Here is a 24,502-nt window from a genome sequence, read left to right as displayed (position 1 = left end):
CGCTAACTGACCAGCTGACAAAACGTCCTGCCGGCCCTACTTCAGGAAGTCGGGAACATCCAGGTCATCCGAGCGGCTGCCGGACAGGTCCGGCTCCACAACGGAAGGAAGGTCGACGTCGAAACCCGAGTCCGCGGGGACGGCAGAGGGGCGCTGCTGCCCCCAGTTGCTCAGGCCGGAGGCGCCGATGCCGGCGTGGACCGGCTGGACGTGCTGGGCCGGCGCCTGCGCGGGGGCGGGAGCTGACGTGGGTGCTGCCGGGCGCTGGGGCGCTGCCAGGGGCTGGGACTGGTCCATGGACGGCGACGTGGCTTTGACGTCGTCGAAGCCTGCGGCGATGACTGTTACGCGGGCCTCATCGCCGAGGGCGTCGTCGATGACGGCACCGAAGATGATATTGGCTTCCGGGTGGGCCACTTCCTGGACCAGGCGCGCCGCTTCGTTGATCTCGAAGAGGCCCAGGTCCGAGCCGCCCTGGATGGACAGCAGGACGCCGTGGGCGCCGTCGATCGATGCTTCCAGGAGGGGCGACGCAATGGCGAGTTCGGCCGCCTTGACAGCGCGGTCCTCGCCACGCGCCGAACCGATGCCCATGAGCGCCGACCCCGCACCCTGCATGACCGACTTGACGTCTGCGAAGTCGAGGTTGATCAGGCCGGGAGTGGTGATCAGGTCGGTGATGCCCTGGACACCGGACAGCAGGACCTGGTCGGCGGAGCGGAATGCATCCAGCACGGAGACGTTGCGGTCGCTGATGGACAGCAGCCGGTCGTTGGGGATGACGATGAGCGTATCGACTTCGTCGCGGAGGGCGTCGATGCCCGCCTCGGCGGAACCCGCACGGCGGCGGCCCTCGAAGGTGAACGGGCGGGTGACCACACCAATGGTGAGCGCACCGAGCGAACGTGCGATGCGGGCCACGACAGGGGCGCCACCGGTTCCGGTGCCGCCGCCTTCGCCGGCGGTCACGAAGACCATGTCGGCGCCGCGCAGGACCTCCTCGATTTCGTCCGCGTGGTCCTCGGCGGCCTGCTTGCCGACCTCAGGATTCGCGCCGGCGCCGAGGCCGCGCGTCAGCTCGCGGCCAACGTCAAGTTTGACGTCGGCGTCGCTCATGAGCAGAGCCTGGGCATCGGTGTTAATTGCGATGAATTCGACACCGCGGAGACCGACTTCGATCATGCGGTTGACTGCGTTCACGCCACCGCCGCCGATGCCGACGACCTTGATGACGGCCAAGTAATTCTGCGGAGCTGCCACGTTACGTGTCCCTTGTTCGTGTCCTATTGCGAAAACTGATGGAGTCTTGCTTGAAGTGTCAAACCTTAACCTTCGACTTGAAGGTTATAGTTATGTCAAGTAACTCATGTTGTGACGCTATTTCCTATGCCTGAGACATTCAATGACCTGCTCCGCGTGTCGTGGGAATACCCGCTAAATACAGCAGGAACCCGCTTTCACGACGGAAACCGTCCCGCTGCATTGGCAGTGTTGGTCAGTGTTTGCCCCGGTGCCTCCCGGCGCTTTCCCGGGTGCTCGACCACTATCGTGTCACGGGATGCCGGGGAACGCTGACATCGTAGACCCGGACCGGGTTCTTGGGATCAGCGGGCGCTTTGAGCAAGGCCGCGAGCACCCTGGCTTTGAGCTCCTTCTCCCCCGCATTGCCCCAGACGATAGTCTGGCCGTCGACCAGTTTGAGTTCGACGGCGTCCACGGACTTCGCCGAGGCGTCGGACAGCCGGGCGAGAACATCGGCCGGCAGCGCGGCCAGAACCGCGGTGATCGCCTTGAACAGGTCCTTGCCGATCACGCCCGCCCCGCCGTCGATCACGGGCAACTGGACGCTTCCGGGATCCTGGGTGGTGCCCAGTTGCACCCCGTCAACGTCAACCAGCTGGAAGACGTCTCCCTGTTTCACCAGCGCAACCGGCGTGCGTTCATGGATGTGCACCACCAGCACTGACGGCGGCCGCGCCTCCGTGGTCACTTCCTTGACCTGGACGAGCGGCTGCAGCAGCTGCTTCACCTCGTCGTCGTTCACCTGCGGCAGCGGCTTGCCGTGCAGCGGCTCCAGCGCAGCCTTGACCTGTTCAGCCGTCAGCATTTTGGTGCCGTCCACGGAGAATGTCCGCACGGCAAGAACCGGCGAATAGACGGCAGCCGCCAGCAGCCCGGCCACCAGCGCTGCAATGATGCTCACGGCAAGGACGAGGTTCCGCCGGACCCGCTTGCCTTTGGGTTCAGGGAAGGACAGGACCGTGGCGGCAGGGCGCTCGGCCAGGGTCGCGCGGCCGGCTGCGGGTGCGTCCTTGGAAGCTGAAATCACTTCCGCGTGTGCGTTGCCCGGTTCAGCCTTTCCCTTGGGGGCGGACCTGCCGGTCTTGTATGTCGGCCGGCGCGTGCTAGCCACCTGGCGCCTCCGCCAGCAGTGCCTGGACGATCAGCGGGCCATAGGCGGTGACGTCGCCCGCGCCGGCCGTAAGCACAATGTCCCCGGGTGCCGCGTTGGCCACAATGGCCGGGACTGCGTCCTCGGCAGCGACAAGCCGGCCGCCCGTGGAAAGGCGGTCCGCGATCAGTTCACTGCTGACTCCCGGAATCGGGTCTTCCCGGGCGGGGTAGATGTCCAGCACAAGGGCGCTGTCAGCGGCGTTGAGGGCTTCGGCGAACTCGGCCGCGAACTCCCGTGTCCGGGAAAACAGGTGCGGCTGGAACAGCACGTGCACCTTGTGGTCGCCCGCCACGGAACGGGCAGCCGACAGCGCCGCCCGGACCTCCGTGGGGTGGTGGGCGTAGTCGTCGTAGACCCGCACTCCCCGCCCCTCCCCCTTGAATTCAAAGCGGCGCGATGCTCCGGAGAAATGGGCCAGGGCGCTGGCAGCGGCCTCGGGCGCAACACCAAGTTCCAGTGCCACGGCAAATGCCGCGGCAGCGTTGAGTGCATTGTGGCGGCCGGGGACCTGCAGTTCCAGGGCATACCGTCCCGCGGGGGTGGACACCCACACATCTCCCGGTCCGCCGTCGTGCAGCCGCAGCAGCGAATCTTCGGCGGTGCCGTAGGTGACCACCCGGGTGTTGCCCCGTGCGCCGGTCCGCTCCGCAAGGGCGCGGGCGCCGGCATCATCGGCGCACGCCACGAGGACGCCGTCGGCCGGGAGCAGTTCCGTGAAACGGTCGAACGACTGGTAGACGGCTTCCGCGGTTCCGTAGTAGTCAAGGTGGTCAGGTTCAACATTGGTGACAACGGCGATGTTCGGCCGGTAGTTCAAAAACGATCCGTCGGATTCGTCTGCCTCGGCGACAAAGACGTCGGACGTGCCGCTGGCAGCGTTGACCCCCAGTGCCGGAACGTTGGCGCCGATGGCAAACGTCGGGTCCAGGCCGGCACGCTGGAGCAGCACCGTGATCATGGACGTGGTGGTTGATTTTCCGTGCGTGCCGGCAACCGTGACCACACGGTCGCCGGCCATGGCGGCCGCCAGCGCCTCCGAACGGTGCAGCACGGGCAGCCCGGCGTCACGGGCGGCCTGGAGTTCCGGATTGTCCGCGCGGATGGCGGAACCTGCCACCACGGTCTGGGCGGCCCCCACATTGCCGGCGGCGTAGCCCACGTGGATGCCTGCGCCTGCGGCGGCCAGGTCTGCCATCACCGGGAGGTCCTTGGCGTCGGAGCCGGTCACCGGGACACCGCGGGCCACCATGATGCGGGCAACGGCCGACATGCCCACGCCGCCAATGCCGATGAAATGCACGCGGCCCAGGGATTCCATGCTCCGCTGGCCGGCGCCTGCCGTTGACGTGGTCATTTGCTTACCGCTTCCAGGACAAGATCAGCCATGCGGCGATCTGCGTTTCGGATACCCAGGGACTCAGCGCTGGCTGACATCTTCGCCAGCCGGTCAGGATCTGACAGCAGCGGGATGATTTCGCGGGCTACCCATTCGGGCGTGAACGCGGCATCGGCCACCATCAGGGCCCCTCCCGCCGCAACGGGACCGGCCGCGTTCAGTGCCTGTTCACCGTTGCCGATAGGGAGCGGAACGAACACTGCCGGAACCCCGACAGCCGCGGTCTCGCAGACGGTGGCTGCCCCCGCGCGCCCCACCAGCAGGTCGGCCGCGGCGTAGATGTTCTCCATGCCGTCGACATATTCCACCTGGCGGTAGCCGTCGGCAGTCAGCGGTTTGCCATCGTCGTCAAGAACGGCCTTGCCCTTTCCCGTGATGTGGAGGGTTTGGACTCCTGCCTTGGCCAAGGCAGGTACGGACGCCGCGATGGTCCGGTTGATGCTCTGTGCCCCGGACGATCCGCCGGTGACAATCAGGGCAGGCTTGTCCTGGTCCAGACCCAGCAGTGCGCGTGCCGCGTGCTTTGCGGCGGCACGGTCCAGCCCGGAGACTTCCTTGCGCATCGGCATGCCGACGTGACGGGCGCCCGGGAGTTTGGTGCCGGCGAAGGCAACGCCGACATGTCGGCTGAAGCGGGCGCCCACCTTGTTGGCCAGGCCTGCCCGCGTGTTGGCTTCATGGATGACGATGGGGATCCTACGGCGCCGGGCGGCGAGATACAGCGGCGTGCAGACGTAGCCGCCAACACCGACCAGCACGTCCGCGTGAGCGTCGTCGAGAATTTTTCCGGCCTGCTTGACCGCGCCGGCCAGCCGTCCAGGGAGCCGCAGCAGGTCCAGGGAAGGCCGGCGGGGAAACGGCACCCGGCTGATGGTGGCCAGCTCAAGACCGGCGGCGGGGACCAGTCTGGTCTCCATCCCGCTGGGCGTTCCCACTGCCAGCAGGCGAACGTCCGGACGGACGTCCCGTACCGCGGCCGCTATGGCCAGCAGCGGACTGATGTGCCCCGCTGTTCCGCCGCCGGCAAGGACTACTGACAAAGACTCGGCATTCATTAAGTGCTATTTACGCTTTCGTGTGGGGTGTGGGCGCCCGCCCTTGGTGCGGAACTTGAGCAGCCGCTTGGGCTGGACGCTTGGCGCCATCTGTTCCCGCGCCAACGACAACACTACGCCGACGGCGCACAGCGACATCAGCAGCGCAGAACCGCCGTAGGAGATGAACGGCAGCGGAACTCCGATGACAGGAACGAGTCCGGTGACCACGGACATGTTGACAGTGGCCTGGCCCAGGAGCCACACCATGATGGTCCCGGCAAGGACACGGTGGAACAGGTCTTCCTGCGCCACCACCACGCGGTAGATCGCGGCACCGAGGATGGCAAAAAGGACAAGTACGACGACGGTGCCCACCAGGCCGAGTTCCTCGCCAATGATGGCGAAGATGAAGTCGTTGTGGGCTTCGGGGATCCAGCTGTACTTCTGCCGGCTTTGGCCGAGGCCCACTCCGAACCAGCCGCCGGACGCCAGCCCGTACAGCCCGTTGGTGGCCTGGTAGTTGGCGTCGATGCCGTTCGCGCACGACTCGCCGGTCCACCAGGACGTGATGCGGCACATGCGGTTTGAACTCGTGACGGCCATGACGGCTGCTCCGGCAGCGCCGAGCAGCCCGGCAATGCCAAAGAAGTAGAGCGGGACGCCGGCGAAGAACAGGGCCGCAGCCACCATCATCATGATGATCATGGCGGTGCCGAGGTCGTTGCCCACCAGGACCAGCCCGATGATGATCATGGCCATGGGGACGGCCGGGATAGCAACGTGCTGCCAGCGGCTGAGCAGCTTGCCCTTCATGGCCAGGACGGTGGCCATCCAGAGAGCGAGGGCAAGTTTTGACGCCTCCGACGGCTGGAAGGTGATGCCGCCGAGGTCGATCCAGTTCTTGTTGCCGTTGACCTCGTCGCCCACCACTTGCACGAGGACCAGGAGGACCAGCGCCGCCCCGATCGCAGGCCAGGCCAGTCGTTTGAGCCAGACCACATTGATCCTGGACAGCACGAACATGGTGAAGATGCCGATGGCGGCGAACATGCCCTGCTTGAGCGCCGCCGTGTAGGGCGACTCCCCTGCGGCAATGGCTTCGACGCTGGACGCGGAAAGCACCATCATGATACCGATGGCCGTGAGCGCAAGGGTGGAGCCGAGGATCAGGTAGTACGTGGATCCGTTGCGTGACTTTCCGTTGCCTTCCAGCTTCGCCCAAAAGCTCCGGTGGAGGCTGCGAAGCCGGGCCAGCGGAGGCACGTGGCCGGTCCTCGAAGCGGACGGGAGCCGGTTTGTGCCCCGTGGCTTGGCAGCCGGGGCACGGGTGGGCGTGCTGACCATTGTTACTCCTCGCCGGTCTGAGCCTGCCCTTCCACGAGCCCGCGGACGGCTTCAATGAAGGCGTCACCACGGTGAGCGTAGGAAGAGAACTGATCCATGGAAGCAGCCGCCGGGGCCATCAGCACAGTGTCCCCCGGAGCGGCCAGCTGTGCCGCTGCGGCAACGGCTTGGGCCATCACAGTTTCCCCGTAGATTGGCGAGGGCACTGTGCCGGCGTCACCCGTGTCGGCGGACTGCACATTTTCAGTGTCGCCCTTGGTGCGGCCGATCACGGGGACATCGGGTGCGTGTCGCTTGAGGGCGGCCGTGAGCGCCGTTGTGTCCGCTCCGATCAGGACGACGGCCTTCAGCCGGGGTGCCTGCTCCTGGACCAGTTCGTCGTAGCTCACACCCTTGGAGAGTCCGCCTGCGATCCAGATGACGTTGCTGAACGCCGACAGGGATGCTGCCGCGGCGTGCGGGTTCGTTGCTTTGGAGTCGTTGATCCAGAGCACATCGTTGTGCCGGGCAATAAGCTGGATGCGGTGCTCGCCCGGGATGTAGCTCTTCAGTCCCTGCCGTACGGCCTGCGCTTCGACGCCGTAGGCCCGGACGAGTGCCGCCGCTGCCAGGGCATTGGCTACCATGTGGCGCGGTGCCACCGGGCCGAGGTCCGCCATGGCGGCAAGCTCTGCGGCACTGTCCTTGCGTTCGGCGATGAAGGCGCGGTCCACAAGGAGTCCCTCGACCACGCCGAGCATGCTGATGGCCGGCGTCACGGTGGTGAAGCCCACGGCACGGCAGCCTTCCACGACGTCCGCGTTCTCCACCATGCGTTCGGTTTCGATCTGCTCGGCGTTGTAGATGCAGGCTTTTTGGGTCCGCTCGTAGACCTTGGCTTTGTCGGCCAGGTAGGAAGCGTAGGAGCCGTGCCAGTCCACGTGGTCCTCAGCGACGTTGAGGCAGACACTGGCGACCGGCGAGACGGAGTGGCTCCAGTGCAGTTGGAAGCTCGAAAGCTCTACGGCGAGGACGTCGTACTCCACCGGGTCACGCAGGGCGTCGAGGATGGGTGTTCCCACGTTGCCGACGGCAATGGCCTTGAGTCCGGCCGCCTGAAGCATGGATTCGGTCAGGCCAACGGTGGTGGTCTTCCCGTTCGTTCCGGTGATGGTGAGCCAGTCCGCGGTCTTGCGGCCCTCCCGCTCACGCACCCGCCAGGCGAGTTCCACGTCGCCCCAGACGGGGATGTGGGTCCGGGCAGCCAACGCGAGCAGGGCCTGGTCCGGGCGCCAGCCCGGGGAGGTCACAATGAGGTCCGGCTTCTGGCCGTCGATCTTCGGCATGGCGTGCACCGCGTCTTCGCCGAGGAGGACGTCAACGGCACCAACAATTTTCAGGGTGTCCGCCTGGGCACGGGCTATCGGACTCGTGGCGGCGTCGACCACCACAACCCGGGCGCCGAGTTCGATCAGGGTGTCGGCGGCGGCGAACCCGGAGACGCCGATTCCCGTGACAACGACCCGGAGGCCGGCCCAATCGGAGTCCCAGCTCACGAGGCTCTCGAGGCGGGGCGACGTTGCCAGCGGCGACGGTATAGGACTGCTCACAGCAGGACCACCCATTCTGCGTAGAAGATGCCAAGGCCGGCTGCGACGAACAGGCCGCCGAGGATCCAGAAACGGACCACGACGGTGACTTCCGCCCATCCCTTGAGTTCGAAGTGATGCTGGAGCGGTGCCATTTTGAAGAAGCGCTTGCCCTTGGTGATCTTGAAATAGCCCACCTGGATGATCACTGACAGTGTGATCAGGACGAAGAGGCCGCCGATGAAGGCGAGCAGCAGTTCGGTCCGGGACAGGATGGCGAAACCGGCAACCGCGCCGCCGATGGCCAGCGAGCCGGTGTCGCCCATGAAGATCTTCGCCGGCGACGTGTTCCACCACAGGAAACCGACCAGGGCCGCGCTCAGGATGGCGGCAAGCAACGCCAGGTCCAGCGGGTCCCGGACGGAATAGCAGCCGCCGCCGGCCTGCCGCGGGGATCCGCAGGCCTGGTTGCTCTGCCAGATGCCCATCAGCGTGTAGGCACCGAACACCATGACCGATGCCCCTGCCGCGAGCCCGTCCAGGCCGTCAGTGAGGTTCACGCCGTTGGTGGCCGCCGTGACGATCAGGTTGGACCACAGCACAAACAGGATGGCACCGAGGACGGAACCGCCGAACGCAAGGTTCAGCCACGGGATGTCACGCACCAGCGAGATCTGGGTGGACGCCGGAGTCACGCCGTCGGCATTGGGAAAGTTCAAAGCCAGGATGGCGAAGATGATGCCCACAGCACCCTGCAGAATCAGCTTGGCTTTGGCATTGAGGCCAAGGCTGCGCTGCTTGGAAATCTTGATGAAGTCGTCGAGGAAGCCCACCAGGCCCATCCCCACCATCAGGAACAGCAGCAGGAGCGCGGACGCCGACGGTCCGGCCGACCGCGGATTAACCATCCACATGATGAGGTGCGTCAGTGCGTAGCTGAGCAGCACCGCCATGACCACCACGGTGCCGCCCATGGTCGGGGTGCCGCGCTTCGTGTGGTGCGACGTGGGACCGTCGTCCCGGATGAACTGGCCGTAGCTCTTCCGTACCAGCAGACGGATGAACAGCGGGGTTCCCACCAATGCAAACAGCAGGGCCAGGCCGGCGCCGATCAGCAGTGCAATCACAGCGACTCGCTCCCTTCATTGGCGGTTGCTCGGACATGTGGGGGTAATGCTATCCGATCACCCAGATGCCTTAGTCCCACACTGTTGGAGGACTTGAAGAGGACCAGGTCGCCGGGTTCCAGTTCCCGCTGGAGCAGATCGTAGGCTTCGTCCACTGACTCCGTGAAGACGCATTCGTCGCCCCAGGAGCCCTCGTTGACGGCGGAGACGTAGAGCGACCGGGCCTCCCGGCCAACCACCACGAGGCGGGCAATGTTGAGCCGCACCACCTGGGTGCCCACTGCCATATGCTCCCGGATGGACTCGTCGCCGAGTTCCAGCATGGCGCCGAGGACGGCCCAGGTGCGGCGTCCTCGGCCGAGGTCCGCCAATGTCCGCAGGGCGGCACGCATCGATTCGGGGTTCGCGTTGTAGGCATCGTTGATGATGGTCACGCCGTCAGGGCGCTCGGTGCGTTCCATCCGCCAGCGGCTGGCGGCGGCCTGTGAGCTGAGGGACGCCGCGATCCGTTCCGCCGGGACGCCGGCGGCGTAGGCCGCGCCGGCTGCTGCCAGGAGGTTGGTCACATGGTGCGCACCAATCAGCCGGCTGCGGACCTGGTGTCCGGCGGTTTCGCCGGGGAAGCGAAGTTCGAACTCGGGATTACCGGCTGCATTGGTCTCCACGTGCACGGCCCGCAGTCCGGCGGCAGGGACGTCGTCCGCGGACTGCGCGGAGAATCCCAGGACGTTCGCGTTTGTCCTGCTCGTCATGGCGGAAACGCGGCCGTCGTCGAGGTTGATCACGGCCGTACCGCTGTCCGGAAGGGCCTCTACGAGTTCGCCCTTGGCAACGGCGATGTTGTCCACGCCGCCGAACTCCCCGGCATGGGCGGTACCGATGCCCAGGACCACCCCGATGGTGGGCCGGACCATGTCTGCGAGGTAGCGGATGTGGCCCACCCCGGTGGCGCCCATTTCGATCACAAGGTAGCGGGTATCGAACCCTGCCTTGAAAACGGTCAGCGGAACACCCACTTCGCCGTTGTATGAGCCCTGGGGCGAGACCGTGGTGCCTTCGGCAGCAAGGATTCCGGCGAGGAGGTCCTTCGTGGTGGTTTTGCCGGCCGAGCCGGTGATGCCGATAACGGTGAAATCCGACCCCTCGGCCTCACGGCGGGCACGGATCCGGCGCACGGACTCGGCGGCCAGGGCGCCCATGGCGAGGACCGCGTCCTCCACCACGATGGACGGATACGGCTTGCCGGAGTCATCCGCCACGTCCCGCTCCACCAGCGCCAGGACTGCGCCGCGCTCAAAGGCTGCAGCAGTGAAGTCGTGGCCGTCGGCGGCCTCGCCGGGCTTGGCTACGTAGAGGGACCCGGCCATGGCCTCGCGGGAGTCCGTGACCACTGCCGAGGGCGTAATGGTCGGATCGGCGGCAAGGCGGCCGTCAGTAATTTCGGCAATTTCCGCCGCAGTAAATGCAATCATCTCGGTCTAGGACTCTATCCGCTGGTCGTTCAGAACGGTGAATCCGCGGGCTGTCAAGGCCTCGCGGAGCTCCACCCTGTCGTCGAGCGCCAGGTTGACGCCTTTGACTTCCTGCCAGACCTCGTGTCCGCGCCCGGCCACGAGGATGGTGTCGTGCGGAAATGCCATGTCCACAGCCTGCCGGATCGCGGCGTCGCGCGGGTGGGACTCCAGGATCGTGCAGCCAAGGCCGTCGGTTTCCTTGGCTTCCCGTGCGCCGGCCAGGACGTCTGCACGGATGGCGGCGGCGTCCTCATCGTGGGGATCGTCATCGCTGACAATGACCACGTCCGCCAGGCGCGCGGCGATGGCCCCCATGGCAGGCCGTTTGCCCTGGTCCCGCTGACCGGTGGCCCCAAAGACCACGATCACCCTTGAGCCGGGCTCAGGTGAGCGGACCGCTTCCAGCGCCCGCTGCAGGGCATCCGGGTTGTGGGCGAAGTCGACGACGGCGGCCGGCGCCGTGGAGACGAGCTGCATGCGTCCCGGGACGGCCACGGTGAAGGGATCGGCCGAGTCGAGGGCTGACTGCAGCGTTGCTGCGTCAACTCCGCTGGCAAGGACCATAACGGTTGCGAGGGCGGCGTTGGAAACGTTGAAGCTTCCCGGGAGACCCGTATGGACCCGGAGTTCCGTTCCATCGCGGTGCCGCAACAGGAAATCCGTGCCGAGTCCGCGGGGCGCGGTGGCCGTGACGGTCCAGTCAGCGGACTCCGCCGGCTCGTTGCCTTGCGCGGTCGCCAGGGTGGTGACCGGAATGCCGGCACCGGCAGCGAGCCGGCGGCCCCATTCGTCGTCCACGGTGACCACGGCTGTCTTGGCGTGCGCGGCCGTGAAGAGTTCCGCCTTGGTCTGGAAATACTCGTCCATGGTGCCGTGCAGGTCGAGGTGGTCCTGGGTGAGGTTGGTGAACCCTGCGACGTCGAACTCAACCCCGTCCACGCGGTGGAACGAGATGGCGTGCGAAGAGACCTCCATGGAGGCAGCGTCGAGGTCACGTTCGCGCATCAGGGCCAGCAGGGCGTGGACGTCGGTGGACTCTGGCGTGGTCAGCTGGCTGGGAATCGGCTCACCGCCGGCCAGGATCTCAATGGTGCCGATCAGGCCGGTCCTGCGGCCCAGCGCCTGCAGGAGCGCGTTGATGAAGTAGGTGGTGGTGGTCTTGCCGTTGGTGCCGGTGACGCCGAACAGCGAGGGAGCAGCGCCGCCTTCCGGCCGGCTCTGGTAGATCAGCGCGGCCAGGCCGCCCACTGCGCCGCGGGGCGTGTCAACCACGAGGACCGGCACGGGAGTGTCTGCTGACAACGCCAGGAGCCTTGCGCCGTCGTCGTCTGTCAACACTGCCACAGCCCCGGCGTCGACAGCCTGCGACACAAAGTCCGCTCCGTGCCGGGTTGCCCCGGGAAGGGCGACATAGAGGTCGCCAGGCGCCACGGTACGCGAGTTGAGGGAAATCCCGGTGACGGGAACGGAGCTTGACGCCCCGGGAACGACGACGCCGATCGACTCGCCGATGGTGCCGAGCGGCACCGCCGCAACGGCGGTGGGACGGAACCCGGAACCGGCAACCGTGCCGCTCGCTGCGTCTGTACTGCCTGGGGCGTGGTGCTCTGACAAGTGGATCTCCGTTGGTGCTAGTGGATCACACCGGGCGTAGGGGAAGTTCCCGGGTACGTACGATGTTGTGGACGTGCTACTTGACGTACTGGGGCAGCCTGACCGGCTCGCCCGTCGATGGCGGAACGTTGTACGTCCGCAGGGCCTGGCTCATCACGGAGCGGAACACCGGACCATTGGTTATTCCGTAGATGCTGCCTTTGGGACGCTGCAGGACAACTTCAACAATAAACCGCGGATCGTCCATCGGCGCCATCCCCACCATGGAGGCCGTGTAGCCGCAGTACCCGGACTTGCCGTCATCGCATGGCGATTCGGAGGTTCCGGTCTTAGCGCCGACGCGGTAGCCGTCAATGGCCGCATCCTTGATCTGGCCCTCGGTGACTGCGCTCTCCAGGATGTCCCGCACCTGCTGCGCGGTTTCCTTGGACACGATCTGTCGACTTTCCTTCGGCGGGACTTTCTCTTCGGTTCCGTCGGGGCTGATGTAGCTGTCGATCAGGCGCGGCTGGAGCATGACGCCGTCGTTGGCAATGGACTGGTAGGCGCGGACGGTCTGCAACGTGGATTGCGACACGCCCTGGCCGAAGAGGACGGTGTATTCCTGCCGGCCGTCCCACTGGTCGGCCGGGGTGAGGATGCCGCGGGCTTCTGCGGGAAGCCCGATCTCGGGGGCTTCGCCGATGCCGAACTTCTGCAACCAGTCGTGTCGCTGTTCCTTGGTGAGCCGCTGCCCGGCCATGACGGTGCCGGTGTTCATGGACCAGCCCAGAATGCCGGCCAGCGTCCGTTCCTCGGTCCCGTGATCGAAGGAGTCCGTGAACACCTGGCCGTCGACCACGTACGACGACGGGATGGTGAACTTGTCCAGCGGGCTGGACTTGCCTTCCTCGATGACGGCGGCGGCAGTGATCATCTTCTCCACGGACCCCGGTTCGTACGCCGCCGTCACGGAGCGTACGCCACGGTCCTTGGCGTCCACTTTGCCGGGATCATTGGGATCCGGGGAGTTGGTGTCTGCCATGGCGATGATGTTGCCGGTCTTGATGTCCTGGACAATGATGACGCCCCATTCGGCGCCCAGCTTGTCCGACTGGTTCTGGATGGCCTGCTGGGCAAAGTACTGGAGGTCGGAATCGAGCGTGAGCCGGATGTCCTTGCCGTCAACGGCGGGAGTCAGTTCGTCCACGCCGACCGGGATGCGCAGGCCGTCGGCGCCGATTTCGAAGAGCCGCTTACCGGGGGTTCCCTTGAGGACCTCGTCCTGGGTCTGTTCCAGTCCCGCCTGGCCGGTGGTTCCGTCCTGCAGGAATCCGACGATCCCCCCGGCCACCGAGCCGTTCGGGTAGACACGCTTGCTGGTGCCGACGGTAACTATCCCCGGGATCTGGAGCTTGGAGATCCGGTCCTCCATATCCGGCTTGAGGTCCTTGGCCACGATGTAATAGGGCTTCTCCCCCGTCAGGGCGTCCTTGATGTCCTCGGATTCCTGGCCCAGCAGGGAGGCCAGTTCCTTGATGCCCTGGTCCCTGGACACGGTGACGAGCTCCTCTTTGTCGCCGACTGTGTCCAGGCGCTTGAAGGACTCCGTCTTGGTGTTGACGCGCTGGTCCACCACGACGTTGTAGCGGATCACGCTGTTGGCGAGGACCGTTCCGTCCGCGTCAAGGATGCTCCCGCGCTCGGCAGGAAGCTCGATGGGAGTGAGCCGGTTGTTCAGCGCGGCCTCAGCCATCCCGCCGATGTCCAGCCCCTGGACCATGAACAGCTTGCCGCCGACCACCAGCAGCAACGCAAGCATCATGCCCAGGCCGAGGCGGAGCCTTCTGGTGGCGTTGGGCACTTTTGCGGTTTTCTTCTTGCCGGTGCGCTGTGCCACGGTGAGTCCTTGCTGCTTGCTTGCTGGTGGTCAGTCCCGTCGGTTACTGTCCCGGCGTCTTCTGCTGTGGCGCCGGAACAGATCCGCCGTGAAGATTAACCGCAGGCTTCGGGGCGGCCGCGGCCGCAGCCGCGGCCGGTGCCGGTGCTGCCGGTGGAGCGGCTGCTTCCGGGGCGGCCGCTTCCGCCGGCTTGCGGACGGCCAACGGTTCCTTGGTGGTGGCGGGAGGAACCACGGTCAACTGCCCGGCGACCGCCGGCGCAGCAATGATCGCTCCGGGCTTGTCACCCTTGACGGCCGGTTTGGGCGTGCCGCTGACGGTCAGCGTGGACAGGTCGATCTGGCCCTTGCCGGTGGAAGCCACCATGCCCAACTCCGTCGCCTTGGCCGCAAGGTTCTGCGGAGCATCAAAGTTCTGGACCTGCTGTGTCAGGTCCTGGTTCTGCTTCGTCAGGGTGGACTGTTCACTGCGGAGCTGCACCAGCTGGTACTGGGCTGTGGAGACGGAAATGTTCAGGACAAGGACCGCCATGAGCGCGACGGCCAGCAGGGCAAAGCAAAGTACGACGAAAGGGGCCCGGCGCTTGCGCGGCGTCGAGCGGACCACGGAGAGGGGGGTCCGCAGCTTCCGTTCGGACCCTCCCGCGGGCTTGAGCCCCGTGAGGGCACGGGCCGCCGTGCCGGACACGACTGGGAAGTTCTTGGCAGCGGCGGTGCTCATGCGGCCCTCCTGGCTCTGATTCGTTCAACTGCACGCAACCGGGCGGACGCTGCGCGTGGGTTCTCGGCGATCTCATCGGCGGTGGGCACCTCGGTGCCCTTAGTCAGGGTCTTGAGTTCGGGCTTGTGCTCTTCCAGTTCCACCGGGAACCCCAGCGGCGCGGACGACTTGGAGCCGGCTTGGAAGACCTTCTTGACGATCTTGTCCTCCAGCGAGTGGTAGGACATGACCACAACACGGCCGCCCATCGCCAGCGCGTCCACGGCAGCGGGAACGGCGCGTTCCAGGACATCGAGTTCTTCGTTGACTTCGATCCGCAGGGCCTGGAAGGTCCGCTTGGCCGGGTGTCCGCCGGTCTTTGCCGCCCCGGCCGGAACCACGGCACGGATGGTGTCAACCAGTTCGCCGGTTGTGGTGAATGGTTTTGCATCACGCGCGGCCACGATGCGGTTGGCGATCCTGCCGGCGAACTTCTCCTCACCCCATTTGCGGATGATGCGGACCAGGTCCTCTTCGCTGTAGTTGTTCACGACGTCCGCGGCCGTCTGCCCGCGGCTGGTGTCCATCCGCATGTCCAAGGGTGCATCAAAGGAATAGGCAAAACCGCGTTCGCGCTCGTCCAGCTGCAGGGATGAAACTCCCAGGTCCATGAGGACGCCGTGAACCTCCGTGATGCCAAGGTCCCGGAGAACGTCAGGTATTTCGTCGTAAACGGCGTGAACCAGGTCCGTGCGGCCGGCAAAAGGCTTCAGACGCTCGCCGGCCAGCGCCAGCGCTTCTTCGTCGCGGTCGATCCCGACCAGGTGGAGGTCCGGAAACCGCTGGAGCAGGGCTTCCGAGTGCCCGCCCATTCCCAGGGTCGCGTCGATGACCACTGGCGTCTCGCCGCGGCGGAGGGCTGCTTCTATTCCAGGGGCCAACAAATTGATGCACCGGTCCTTGAGGACCGGTACATGGCGTTCGGACGTGGGCTTTGGCTGGTTGGGATCGCTCATACCTTCGTCCTTTCGTGCCTGGTTGTCTGCCGTGGTGGGCCTCGGTGCGCTTCTTGAGCCAGATCCCCATCCGCGCCTATCCCAACGTCCGCCTGGCTCCGGGGAAGTGAGCCAGGACAACGATCGGATGGGCGGCTGGAGATCTCGTTCAAGAAACGCTTGCCTTGTCGCCTCCGGGGCTCAAAAGATTCCCGGGATTGCGTCGTCGGTTTCGGAGAAGGAGGTTTCCTTTTCCGCCAGGTACTCGTTCCAGGCCTGGGCGTCCCAGATCTCTGCCCGGGAGCCGGCGCCGATTACGGCGAGCTCCCTGCCAAGACCTGCGTACGCCCGGAGTGCGGGAGGAATAGTCACGCGCCCCTGCTTGTCAGGTACCTCGTCCGAGGCTCCAGAGAGAAAAACCCGGATGTAGTCACGAGTCTGCTTGGAGGAGATGGGCGCCTCCCGCATTTGCTCGTGAATCCGTTCGAATTCCCGCTCACTGAAGACGTAGATGCAGCGTTCCTGGCCTCTTGTCAGTACCAGTCCGCTGGCAAGTTCCTCTCGGAACTTCGCTGGGAGGATGATTCGCCCCTTTTCGTCCAGACGCGGCGAGTGAGTGCCAAGAAACATGGCCACCCGCCTGTCTGTCGTCAGGAGCAGCACGTCCCCTGTGCTGCCACTACCCTCTTACTTGCTCCACTTTACTCCACATCGCTCCACAGTCAACGCGACACGGAAGATTCATCCCGGGATTGGAGGAATCCCGGCCTCGCAATACCTGGGTTTTGGGCCGGTGGTGGAAAGTGGAGGGATTCTGGCGCCGTGTGGTGCGCCGCGGTGCATGGGACCGTCCGACGGCGACCCTCACTGCCCCTGCGCCTGTCGCGACCACTGACAATTGGGGGCCTTTAAATGCAAAAGACCCGCCTGGGCGGGTCTTCCTGCAAGCCTGCCCTGGGGCAGGTGGTGCGAAGTGGAGGTCAGCTCACGGCCGTCACGCCGATGCTGTTACGGTTCGCCGCGGCGGCGTTCGTCCCAGCGTTCTTCGAGGCCGCTCATGAAGGAGCTCCGCCCCTTGCCGCTTTTCTTACCGCCAGTCGATTTTGCCTTGCCGGCGGCGGAGCTACGCATCGTTGCGAAATAGACTCCGGCTCCCATCACAATGAATCCGAGGACACCGACAAAAATGTTCTGAAGTGATACGCCCACCAGCAGGAGGAGGACACCGGCCAAGGTGGCCAGCACGCCGATCACGATATGGCGCGTGGACCAGTTACGGCCCGGATCCGATCCCATTGAGTTGGCAAACTTCGGGTCGTCCTCGTGCAGCTGCTTCTCCAGCTGCTCGAGCAACTTCTGTTCGTGCTCCGAGAGCGGCATCACGACCTCCTTAAGTCGGCCAACGTCCGGACGTGCCGTGGCCTCTGTGCTGTCAATCCGATAACGACCGGCATGCGCAGGAGGTTCCCGGCACCCGAATATCGGACGACCGGACTCCACGCATTCGGACGAAGGGCTGATCCAGAAGACCGTTAGGCATGTCCAGACGTTCGAAATCTATGTATATCTAAGGATAGTTTGTTGCGCCCTGTTCTGAAAGACACTGCTCAGTTAGTCAGCGGCGCTATGAGGGTCCAGAAGCCGCGCAGGGAGCACCGATTTCGAGCCGAACTTCGCCGCCACCCTGTCCAGGGCTTGTTCCGCCGCCCGCCAGTTATCATCACGGCGGTCAAAGCTCAGCTGGAGCGAGGTCTGGGCAGCGTCCTCGAGTTGCTCGGCCCTGACACCGACCAAGCGGACCGTCATGGCCCGTGGACCGAGCGATTCGAGGAGCTGCACGGCCACGGCATAGATCAATTGCGCACTGTCCACCGGGGCGTGCACCGTCCTGCTGCGCGTGATGGTGGAAAAGTCGGTGTAGCGGAGCTTAAGGGAGATGGTCCTGGCCACCATCCCTGTGCTTCGGAGACGCTCGGCGGTGCGGTGCGACAGGCGCAGCAGCTCGCGGTGCAGGAGTACGTCGTCGGAAGTGTCCACGGCAAACGTTTCCTCGGCACCGATGCTCTTCTCCAGGCGGACCGGAGTCACAGGCCGGGGATCGATTCCCCAGGAGAGCCGGTACACGTGCTCCCCCGATGCGCCGAGCAGCTTTTTCAGTGCGGACGGCGGGGTAGCGGCAACATCAGCCACGGTGCGGATTCCCATGCGGGCCAGCACCTCTCCCGTCTTCGCTCCCACACCCCACAGCGCGTTAACCGGAAGACTGTGCAAGTAGGCAACGGTTTCATCCGGGCCGATCAGCAGGAGCCCGTCCGGCTTGCAGCGGGTGGACGCGATCTTGGCCACGAATTTGCTGGCCGCTATTCCCACGGAGGCTGTGATGCCGAGCTCTTCATGCACGCGCCGCCGGATGATCCCGCCGATCTCCCGGGGGCTCCCGAGCCGCCGGATCGCCCCGCCGACGTCAAGGAAGGCTTCGTCCACGCTCAGCGGCTCCACCAGGTCCGTAATCGAGCCGAAGATTGCCATCAGCTGGGCAGAAACCTCGTAGTAGAGCTTGTGCCGTGGCTCGATAATGACCGCCGAGGGGCACATGCGCGCCGCCACCGCCATGGGCATCGCGGATTTGACACCGAATTTCCGGGCCTCATAGGAAGCGGAAAGCACGACCGAACGGTCCGCCGGGTAACCAACAATCACCGGTCTTCCGCGCAGCTCAGGACGGCTCCGAAGTTCCACCGAGACGAAGAAGGCGTCCATGTCCACATGCATGATGCTGCTTCGACGGAGCTCCCGGAGGGTCGCTTCGTGCTGCTGTTTATCCTGTTCCGACCCCACGCCTTCAATCCTATGCCGTGGTACTGACTAAACTGGAGGCTGCATCCGGCGTCAACACCAGGAGGACTGTCCCTGTGAAGGTAATTGGAAAGCTCAAGCCTGCGGGCTGCGCCGTAATGGTGGCTGGCGCAATGCTGGCCCTGGCGGCGTGCACCCCGGCCGGTCCCGGCGCGGCCACCGGGACCGCCAGCGCTTCAGCTTCCGCCACGGGGCAGGTAACCACCACGGCACCGGCCAGCCCGTCGGCGTCGCCCGGGACCACCGCGGCCGTCGGCGCCCTCGTCACCGGGTTCCCGGAAAAGCTGCTTCCCGTGATGCCTGGGGCCAGGGTGGTCTCGAGCAGCTTCGACAAGACGACCACTCCGGCCACGGCAGCGTTGGTGGGCAATATCGGCTCGCCGGCCGCCGACGTCGTTTCCTTTTACACCAAGGCGCTGGAGGCGCAGGGATTCAAAGCGGTGCCCGGGGAGAACGTGGGCGCGGTCGCGTCAAAGGATTTCCTGCGCGGTGACAACGAGACGGTGAACATCGCCGTGGTGGAAACCGGCGGGGTCTCCACGTTCACCATCGGTGCCAACGTCGCAGCCGAGTCCGCCAAGTGACGGTCGCAGAGCAGCTGCGCCTGGAGCAGACGGCCTTCGTGGCCGCCGTCGCCGGCAAGCTCACTGATTTCCTTGCCACCCGCCAGTCGGTGATGTCCGCCATCTCCCAGGACATCGATCCGCTGATGGGCTCTATCTCAAACCTGGTCACCGGCGGCAAACGGCTGCGTGCCCTGATGTGCTACTGGGGCTGGCGCGGCGCCGGTGGCGAGGCTGCTGCCACGGAAGTGGTTACTGCCGGATCCGCCCTGGAACTTTTCCAGGCGGCGGCACTGATCCACGATGACATCATCGACCGTTCGGATACGCGGCGCGGAGGCCCCAGTGTTCACCGCCGCTTCAGCCAACTGCATGAAGCGCAGGGCTGGGCCCTGGACAGTGAACGGTTCGGCCACGCCGCAGCCATCCTGACCGGCGACCTCTGCCTCTCCTTCAGCGAGGAGACGTTCACCGAAATAGGCGAGGCGGCAGCATCGGGCAGCCGGGCACGGCTGATCTTCAACCTGATGCGGGCCGAAGTGATGGCCGGGCAATACCTTGACATCCTGGAAGAAGTGGCCGGCCCCATGCGCGACCGCGCCGGAGCTGTCAGCCGGGCCCAGTCAATCATCCGGTTCAAGTCGGCGAAGTATTCGACTGAGCACCCGCTGGCCCTCGGAGGAGCACTGGCGGGCGCGTCCGATGAACTGCTCCGCGGCTATTCCGCATTCGCCTTGCCGCTCGGCGAAGCCTTCCAGCTCCGTGACGATGTACTCGGAGTCTTCGGTGATCCGGTTACCACCGGGAAGCCGGCCGGCGATGACCTGAGGGAAGGCAAACGAACGGTCCTGGTTGCCTTCGCCCTCGACCAGGCGTCTCCGGCGGAGTCCAGCTTCCTCGATGCACGACTCGGAAGCCCGGACCTGTCCGACGGCGACGTGGAGGAAATCCGGCGCATCATTGTGGACTGCGGTGCGCTCCAGGCCACTGAAGTCCTGATTGAGGAATTCGGCCGAGCAGCCTTCACGGAACTGGACCTGCTGCCGCTGGAAGACCTGCCTAAGACGGCCCTGCGGAAACTGGCCGAGGCAACGGTCAGCCGCGCCGCCTGACATCGGAACGGCCCCTGTGTTTGGACGGGTCCAAGCACAGGGGCCGTTCCGGGTGCTAACTGCGGGCTACTACCAGGCGAGGGACTGTGCCCGGCGGCGGATCTCCGTTTTACGGCCTTCGCGCAGTGCGTCAATCGGGCGGCCCCGAAGTGATTCGTCCGGAGTAAAGAGCCAGGTAATGAGTTCCTCGTCGGAATAGCCGGCATCGGACAGGACCACGATGGTCCCTTTCAGGCTTTCGACCGGATGGCCGTCCTGCATAAAGTCGGCGGGTACGGACCTGATTCGACGTTCGCCGACCCTGAGGGCCACCAGCGCTTTTTCGTCCAATAATCCGTGGACCTTCGTGATGGAAACGTTCATCATTTCTGCAACGTCGGGCAGCGGCAGCCAGTCGCCTACAAGGCTTTCTACAGTACTCACGGATCAAGATTGCCACGGAGGGCGCTATTGCGCCTAGTCGTCGCGATTCCGGGGGCGTGGCCCGTGAATCGACACTCCGAACATAGGCATATATCCAGTGCCAAACATTTCTTGTGCTAATCGACAATTCGTGAGAGATTCACATAGATCACATTTGCATCAACACTAACTTTAGTAACACTAGTATCATTCGTAACACCGGCCTGACCGACAGCATTCGCCGCTGAGAAGAGGATCATCCCCATGACCACGCCCCGATCGCCAAAGCAGCACCCCAGGCCGAGCCTGCCTATGATTGCGGCGACCACGGCCGCCCTTCCCGCAGTAGTCCTCTCTTCGCTGGCCATCGCGCAGCCGGCAGCGGCGGAATCGCGCCCGCGCACCGTGCCCGCGACCCTGGCGGCTGCCATGCAGGCCCAGGAAGCGGCACTGAAGTCCGGCGTCATTCCGGCCGGATCAGTGTCCACCTCCCTCCCCGCCTCGCTCCGGCCCGCCCAGCCCTCCGCGCCGGCGGAATACACTATTGCGCGCGGTGACACCATCAGCAGCATTGCAGGTCGCTACGGCCTCGACACTTACGCCATCCTGAAGCTGAACAACCTGCAGCCGAACACCGTTATTTACCCGGGGCAGAAGATCAAGCTGACCGGTTCGGCTTCCGCTCCGGCCCCCTCCGCCAAGCCGGCGGCCCCCGCCCTGGCCAGTTCCGGGGGGAGCGTTTACACCGTTAAGTCCGGTGACACCCTTGGCGCCATCTCCGCACGGCACGGCGTCAAGCTGTCCGAGGTGTTGAGCTGGAACGGCCTCAACATGAACTCGGTCATCCACCCGGGTCAGAAAATCAAGATCGGCAGCGGCCAGGCCTCGGCGCCGGCTGCTTCGACCCCCGCGGCCAAGCCCGCTCCTGCGGCGGCTCCTGCTGCCAGCTCGGGCTCTTACACGGTGAAGTCCGGAGATACGCTCTCCGCCATCGCCGCCAAGCACGGGGTCAAGCTGTCAGAGATCCTGTCCGCGAACAAGCTGACCATGAGCAGCGTGATCTACCCCGGCAACAAGCTGGTCATCCCCGGCGCTTCGATCCAGCCGGCCGCGAGCGTCACTCCCCTGGTACCCAGTTCATTCCTCGGCTTCACCTACCCGGCCGCCGTGGTCTCCTCCGCCAACCAGAACAAGGCACTGCTCAACGCTTCGCCAGTACCCTCCAGGGAACAGATGAAGTCGATCGTCGCGGACACGGCACGCCGCATGGGCGTGGATCCTTCCCTGGCCCTGGCCTTCGCCTACCAGGAGTCCGGCTTCGACCAGCGCGCTGTCTCGCCGGCCAACGCCATCGGCACCATGCAGGTCATCCCGACGTCGGGCGAATGGGCCTCAGACCTCGTGGGCCGCACGCTGAACCTGCTCGATCCCTATGACAACGCTACCGCCGGTGTAGCCATCATCCGCCAGCTGACCCGCACCAGCAAGGACATGGACCACGCCATTGCCGGCTACTACCAGGGCCAGTACTCCGTCAGCAAATACGGCATGTACGACGACACCAAGGCGTACGTTGCAGCGATCAAGGCGCACAAAAAGAACTTCAGCTGATTTGTCTCCGGTACTCGTGCAGCGAGTGCCGGGAGGGTAACGATACGGGTCCGGATCGCATGTCGATTCGGGCCCGTTTCCTTGTAGCACTTAGGATCGTAGGGTGCAGGAAAAAGTGTCGGACTCCCTCGTTGGAACGCTGGTGGACAACCGCTACCGGGTTCAGTCCAGGCTGGCGCGCGGCGGCATGTCCACCGTTTACCTTGCTACGGACCAGAGGCTGGAGCGCGACGTTGCACTCAAGGTCCTGCATCCGCACCTCGTCAATGACGGCAACTTCCTGGACAGGCTGGGCCGGGAGGCAAAAGCGGCGGCCAAGCTGTCCCATGCCCATGTGGTGGGCGTCCTTGACCAGGGCAGCGACGGGCACACTGCCTACCTGGTGATGGAGTACATCAAGGGCCACACGCTCCGGGACGTCATCAAGGAGAAGGGGGCGTTGTCGCCCCGGCTCGCACTGGCACTGATCGACCCCGTGGTGGAAGGACTCGGAGCCGCCCACGCGGCGGGACTGATCCACCGGGACATCAAACCTGAAAACGTGCTGATCGCCGACGACGGCCGGATCAAGGTCGGTGACTTCGGCCTGGCCCGCGCGGTCACCACCTCAACGAGCACCGGCGCTCTGATCGGCACTGTGGCCTACCTGTCACCGGAGCTTGTGCTCGGCAGGCAGGCGGACGCCCGCAGCGATATCTACTCGGTGGGCATCATGCTGTACGAAATGCTCACCGGCAAGCAGCCGTTCGACGGCGAGGTCCCCATCCAGGTGGCCTATCAGCACGTGAATTCCTCGGTGGAGGCCCCCTCGGCGGTGGTTCCGGGGCTGGCTGCCGAAGTGGACGAACTGGTGCAGTGGTGCACGGCAAGGGACCCCGAACAGCGCCCGGTGGACGGCAACGCGCTCCTCGCGGAGCTCAGGCACATCCGTACCAACCTGACCGACGCGGAACTTGATCTCCAGCCCCCTGCGGCCATCGCCGCCGTCGCCCATGCTCCGGCGGGCCTCCGCCCGCCTGGACCCCCTCCCGCCACCCCTCCGTCCGGCAAAGAGCAGTCCGGGCCGCAGTCCCCCGGCCGCCAGGACCAAACGGAAATCCTGTCCGCCGGGCAACATCCCACCGAAATCATCACCCGCCAAAGCAATCCCACGACGGTGCTTTCGGCGTCGGGACGGCGGCCGGGCCAGTTCGGCGCACTGGCTGCCCCCTCGGACCCGGAACCCGCTTTCGGGGACGCAGACGATGACGGGCCGGACACCGCCGTCCCCCTGAGCAAACGGGCGCTCCGCAAACAGGACCGCGACGCCGCACGGGCGCAGTCGAAGGCGGCATCAACCCCGGTGCGGTCCCTCCGCGAAGGGAACCCCCGTCGTCGCGGCATCCTCTGGATCATCATCCTGGTGATCGCCGCCCTGCTGGCAACGGGCGCCGGCTGGTTCTTCGGCATGGGCCCCGGCTCGCCCGGGACCATTCCCCGGGTTGCCAACAAAACCGTGGCCGAGGCCCAGCAACTGCTGGGCACCGCGGGGTTCCAGTCCACCACCAAGGACGTATTCGACGACGACATCCGGTCCGGTCTCGTCGTGGGCACTGAGCCTGAAGCGGGGCGGGAAATCCGCAAGTTCCAGGTGGTGTCGCTGTTCGTTTCCAAGGGGCCCCAGCTCTTTCCCCTGCCAGGAATGGCGGGAAAGTCCCTGGACGAGGCAAAGAACGATCTCAACAGGGCCGAGATGGCCTTGGGCACCGTCACGGAGACCTACAACGAAACTGAGCCGGCAGGTACCGTCCTCGCCCAGGACCCGGCGGCTGCCACCCCCGCCCGGCGTGGCACGCCCGTCAGCCTGACCGTCTCCAAGGGACCCGAACCCATTGCCGTCCCGGACGTGCGCGGCCAGGAGCAGGGTGCGGCGGTCAAGGCCCTTGAGGCCGCGGGACTGACGGCCGTCATTTCGCCCGAAACGGTCAACGACAAGAAGGTACCCAAGGGGGCCGTCGTGGCGCAGGACCCGTCGTCCGGTACGCTCACCCGGGGCAAGCCTGTCACCCTCACTGTGTCCAAGGGCCCCAAGCTCGTGGAGGTTCCCAGCTACATCGGCAAACAGGCCGGTGATGCCCGCAAGGCTTTGGAGAAACTCGGATTCGAAGTCCGGGTGAACAACATCCTGGGCGGATTTTTCGGAACAGTGCGGGACCAGGACCCGGTAAACGAACAGGTGCCCGAGGGTTCCGTCATCACGCTCACCGTCGTCTGACGGAAGGCTCCGGCCTGACGGACGACTCAAACCCCTACTACGAAAAAGCTCCGCCCGGCTGGTACCGGGCGGAGC

Annotated in this window: 20 protein-coding genes; 4 read left to right on the top strand and 16 right to left on the bottom strand. The window is 65.3% G+C overall.

The window, feature by feature from the left end; genetic code table 11:
• Positions 1–36 precede the first annotated feature (36 nt).
• The 15 genes from ftsZ to dinB all read right to left on the bottom strand — a co-directional run bounded on the left by ftsZ (position 37) and on the right by dinB (position 18,401).
• Complete coding sequence (gene ftsZ, locus Q8Z05_RS15650) at positions 37–1,260, bottom strand: cell division protein FtsZ (protein WP_305940510.1); 1,224 nt, start codon at positions 1,258–1,260, stop codon at positions 37–39.
• 283 nt (positions 1,261–1,543) lie between these two features.
• Positions 1,544–2,413, bottom strand: coding sequence for an FtsQ-type POTRA domain-containing protein (locus tag Q8Z05_RS15645; RefSeq protein WP_371745866.1), 870 nt, complete (start codon positions 2,411–2,413; stop codon positions 1,544–1,546).
• Complete coding sequence (gene murC / locus Q8Z05_RS15640) at positions 2,406–3,809, bottom strand: UDP-N-acetylmuramate--L-alanine ligase (RefSeq protein ID WP_305940509.1); 1,404 nt, start codon at positions 3,807–3,809, stop codon at positions 2,406–2,408. The genes Q8Z05_RS15645 and murC overlap by 8 nt, the downstream gene beginning before the upstream one ends.
• The gene (gene murG, locus Q8Z05_RS15635) at positions 3,806–4,906 is read right to left on the bottom strand and encodes an undecaprenyldiphospho-muramoylpentapeptide beta-N-acetylglucosaminyltransferase (RefSeq protein WP_305940508.1); all 1,101 of its coding nucleotides are present in this window, start codon (positions 4,904–4,906) and stop codon (positions 3,806–3,808) included. Before murG ends, murC begins: the two co-directional genes overlap by 4 nt.
• A gap of 6 nt (positions 4,907–4,912) precedes the next feature.
• The gene (gene ftsW, locus Q8Z05_RS15630) at positions 4,913–6,232 is read right to left on the bottom strand and encodes a putative lipid II flippase FtsW (RefSeq protein WP_305940507.1); all 1,320 of its coding nucleotides are present in this window, start codon (positions 6,230–6,232) and stop codon (positions 4,913–4,915) included.
• A 2-nt stretch (positions 6,233–6,234) separates the two neighbouring features.
• Positions 6,235–7,836: a UDP-N-acetylmuramoyl-L-alanine--D-glutamate ligase gene (gene murD, locus Q8Z05_RS15625; protein WP_305940506.1), complete on the bottom strand. Its 1,602-nt coding sequence runs from the start codon at positions 7,834–7,836 to the stop codon at positions 6,235–6,237.
• Positions 7,818–8,927 carry a phospho-N-acetylmuramoyl-pentapeptide-transferase gene (gene mraY, locus Q8Z05_RS15620; protein ID WP_305940505.1) on the bottom strand — a complete coding sequence of 370 codons (1,110 nt, stop codon included), beginning with the start codon at positions 8,925–8,927 and terminating at the stop codon, positions 7,818–7,820. Before mraY ends, murD begins: the two co-directional genes overlap by 19 nt.
• A complete protein-coding gene (locus tag Q8Z05_RS15615) occupies positions 8,924–10,399 on the bottom strand; it encodes a UDP-N-acetylmuramoyl-tripeptide--D-alanyl-D-alanine ligase (protein ID WP_305940504.1) in 1,476 nt (491 codons plus the stop codon). Before Q8Z05_RS15615 ends, mraY begins: the two co-directional genes overlap by 4 nt.
• Positions 10,400–10,405: 6 nt before the next feature.
• Entirely contained in the window at positions 10,406–12,055 is a 1,650-nt protein-coding gene (locus Q8Z05_RS15610; protein WP_305940503.1) for a UDP-N-acetylmuramoyl-L-alanyl-D-glutamate--2,6-diaminopimelate ligase, read from the bottom strand.
• Positions 12,056–12,131: 76 nt separating this feature from the next.
• Positions 12,132–13,934: a peptidoglycan D,D-transpeptidase FtsI family protein gene (locus Q8Z05_RS15605; protein ID WP_305940502.1), complete on the bottom strand. Its 1,803-nt coding sequence runs from the start codon at positions 13,932–13,934 to the stop codon at positions 12,132–12,134.
• Between the two features lie 43 nt (positions 13,935–13,977).
• The gene (locus Q8Z05_RS15600) at positions 13,978–14,655 is read right to left on the bottom strand and encodes a hypothetical protein (RefSeq protein ID WP_305940501.1); all 678 of its coding nucleotides are present in this window, start codon (positions 14,653–14,655) and stop codon (positions 13,978–13,980) included.
• Positions 14,652–15,650, bottom strand: a complete 999-nt coding sequence (rsmH, locus tag Q8Z05_RS15595) for a 16S rRNA (cytosine(1402)-N(4))-methyltransferase RsmH (RefSeq protein ID WP_305940500.1) — start codon at positions 15,648–15,650, stop codon at positions 14,652–14,654. The genes Q8Z05_RS15600 and rsmH overlap by 4 nt, the downstream gene beginning before the upstream one ends.
• A gap of 180 nt (positions 15,651–15,830) precedes the next feature.
• Positions 15,831–16,259, bottom strand: coding sequence for a division/cell wall cluster transcriptional repressor MraZ (gene mraZ / locus Q8Z05_RS15590; RefSeq protein ID WP_028271726.1), 429 nt, complete (start codon positions 16,257–16,259; stop codon positions 15,831–15,833).
• A gap of 378 nt (positions 16,260–16,637) precedes the next feature.
• On the bottom strand, positions 16,638–17,009 hold the full coding sequence (locus Q8Z05_RS15585; RefSeq protein WP_305940499.1) for a DUF3040 domain-containing protein: 372 nt from the start codon (positions 17,007–17,009) through the stop codon (positions 16,638–16,640).
• A 231-nt stretch (positions 17,010–17,240) separates the two neighbouring features.
• Positions 17,241–18,401 carry a DNA polymerase IV gene (gene dinB, locus Q8Z05_RS15580; protein WP_371745983.1) on the bottom strand — a complete coding sequence of 387 codons (1,161 nt, stop codon included), beginning with the start codon at positions 18,399–18,401 and terminating at the stop codon, positions 17,241–17,243.
• Positions 18,402–18,541: 140 nt separating this feature from the next.
• Here dinB and Q8Z05_RS15575 point away from each other — a divergent pair, with 140 nt between their 5' ends.
• Together Q8Z05_RS15575 and Q8Z05_RS15570 are read left to right on the top strand one after the other, a co-directional pair.
• Entirely contained in the window at positions 18,542–19,069 is a 528-nt protein-coding gene (locus tag Q8Z05_RS15575) for a hypothetical protein (RefSeq protein WP_305940497.1), read from the top strand.
• Positions 19,066–20,160, top strand: coding sequence for a polyprenyl synthetase family protein (locus Q8Z05_RS15570; protein ID WP_305940496.1), 1,095 nt, complete (start codon positions 19,066–19,068; stop codon positions 20,158–20,160). The genes Q8Z05_RS15575 and Q8Z05_RS15570 overlap by 4 nt, the downstream gene beginning before the upstream one ends.
• Positions 20,161–20,229: 69 nt before the next feature.
• On the opposite strand, the gene Q8Z05_RS15565 is transcribed toward Q8Z05_RS15570, so the two are convergent.
• Positions 20,230–20,583 (bottom strand): Rv2175c family DNA-binding protein, encoded by a 354-nt coding sequence (locus tag Q8Z05_RS15565; RefSeq protein WP_305940495.1) that lies wholly within the window; start codon positions 20,581–20,583, stop codon positions 20,230–20,232.
• A gap of 243 nt (positions 20,584–20,826) precedes the next feature.
• Here Q8Z05_RS15565 and Q8Z05_RS15560 point away from each other — a divergent pair, with 243 nt between their 5' ends.
• Both Q8Z05_RS15560 and Q8Z05_RS15555 read left to right on the top strand, forming a co-directional pair.
• The gene (locus Q8Z05_RS15560) at positions 20,827–22,173 is read left to right on the top strand and encodes a lytic transglycosylase domain-containing protein (RefSeq protein ID WP_305940494.1); all 1,347 of its coding nucleotides are present in this window, start codon (positions 20,827–20,829) and stop codon (positions 22,171–22,173) included.
• 103 nt (positions 22,174–22,276) lie between these two features.
• Complete coding sequence (locus tag Q8Z05_RS15555) at positions 22,277–24,427, top strand: Stk1 family PASTA domain-containing Ser/Thr kinase (RefSeq protein ID WP_305940493.1); 2,151 nt, start codon at positions 22,277–22,279, stop codon at positions 24,425–24,427.
• Positions 24,428–24,502: the final 75 nt, after the last annotated feature.

It is taken from the genome of Arthrobacter oryzae, from assembly GCF_030718995.1.
In the GTDB taxonomy this organism is placed as follows: domain Bacteria; phylum Actinomycetota; class Actinomycetes; order Actinomycetales; family Micrococcaceae; genus Arthrobacter; species Arthrobacter oryzae_C.
The sequence above is the reverse complement of the archived record's forward strand: the minus strand, read 5'-3'. Positions and strand labels throughout refer to the sequence as shown.

Coding starts and splice junctions, on each gene's coding strand:
- murC (WP_305940509.1), bottom strand. CDS start 3,809: ATGACCACGTCAACGGCAGGCGCCGGCCAGCGGAGCATGGAATCCCTG.
- murG (WP_305940508.1), bottom strand. CDS start 4,906: ATGAATGCCGAGTCTTTGTCAGTAGTCCTTGCCGGCGGCGGAACAGCG.
- ftsW (WP_305940507.1), bottom strand. CDS start 6,232: ATGGTCAGCACGCCCACCCGTGCCCCGGCTGCCAAGCCACGGGGCACA.
- murD (WP_305940506.1), bottom strand. CDS start 7,836: ATGGGTGGTCCTGCTGTGAGCAGTCCTATACCGTCGCCGCTGGCAACG.
- Q8Z05_RS15615 (WP_305940504.1), bottom strand. CDS start 10,399: ATGATTGCATTTACTGCGGCGGAAATTGCCGAAATTACTGACGGCCGC.
- Q8Z05_RS15600 (WP_305940501.1), bottom strand. CDS start 14,655: ATGAGCACCGCCGCTGCCAAGAACTTCCCAGTCGTGTCCGGCACGGCG.
- rsmH (WP_305940500.1), bottom strand. CDS start 15,650: ATGAGCGATCCCAACCAGCCAAAGCCCACGTCCGAACGCCATGTACCG.
- mraZ (WP_028271726.1), bottom strand. CDS start 16,259: ATGTTTCTTGGCACTCACTCGCCGCGTCTGGACGAAAAGGGGCGAATC.
- Q8Z05_RS15585 (WP_305940499.1), bottom strand. CDS start 17,009: ATGCCGCTCTCGGAGCACGAACAGAAGTTGCTCGAGCAGCTGGAGAAG.
- dinB (WP_371745983.1), bottom strand. CDS start 18,401: ATGCATGTGGACATGGACGCCTTCTTCGTCTCGGTGGAACTTCGGAGC.
- Q8Z05_RS15560 (WP_305940494.1), top strand. CDS start 20,827: ATGACCACGCCCCGATCGCCAAAGCAGCACCCCAGGCCGAGCCTGCCT.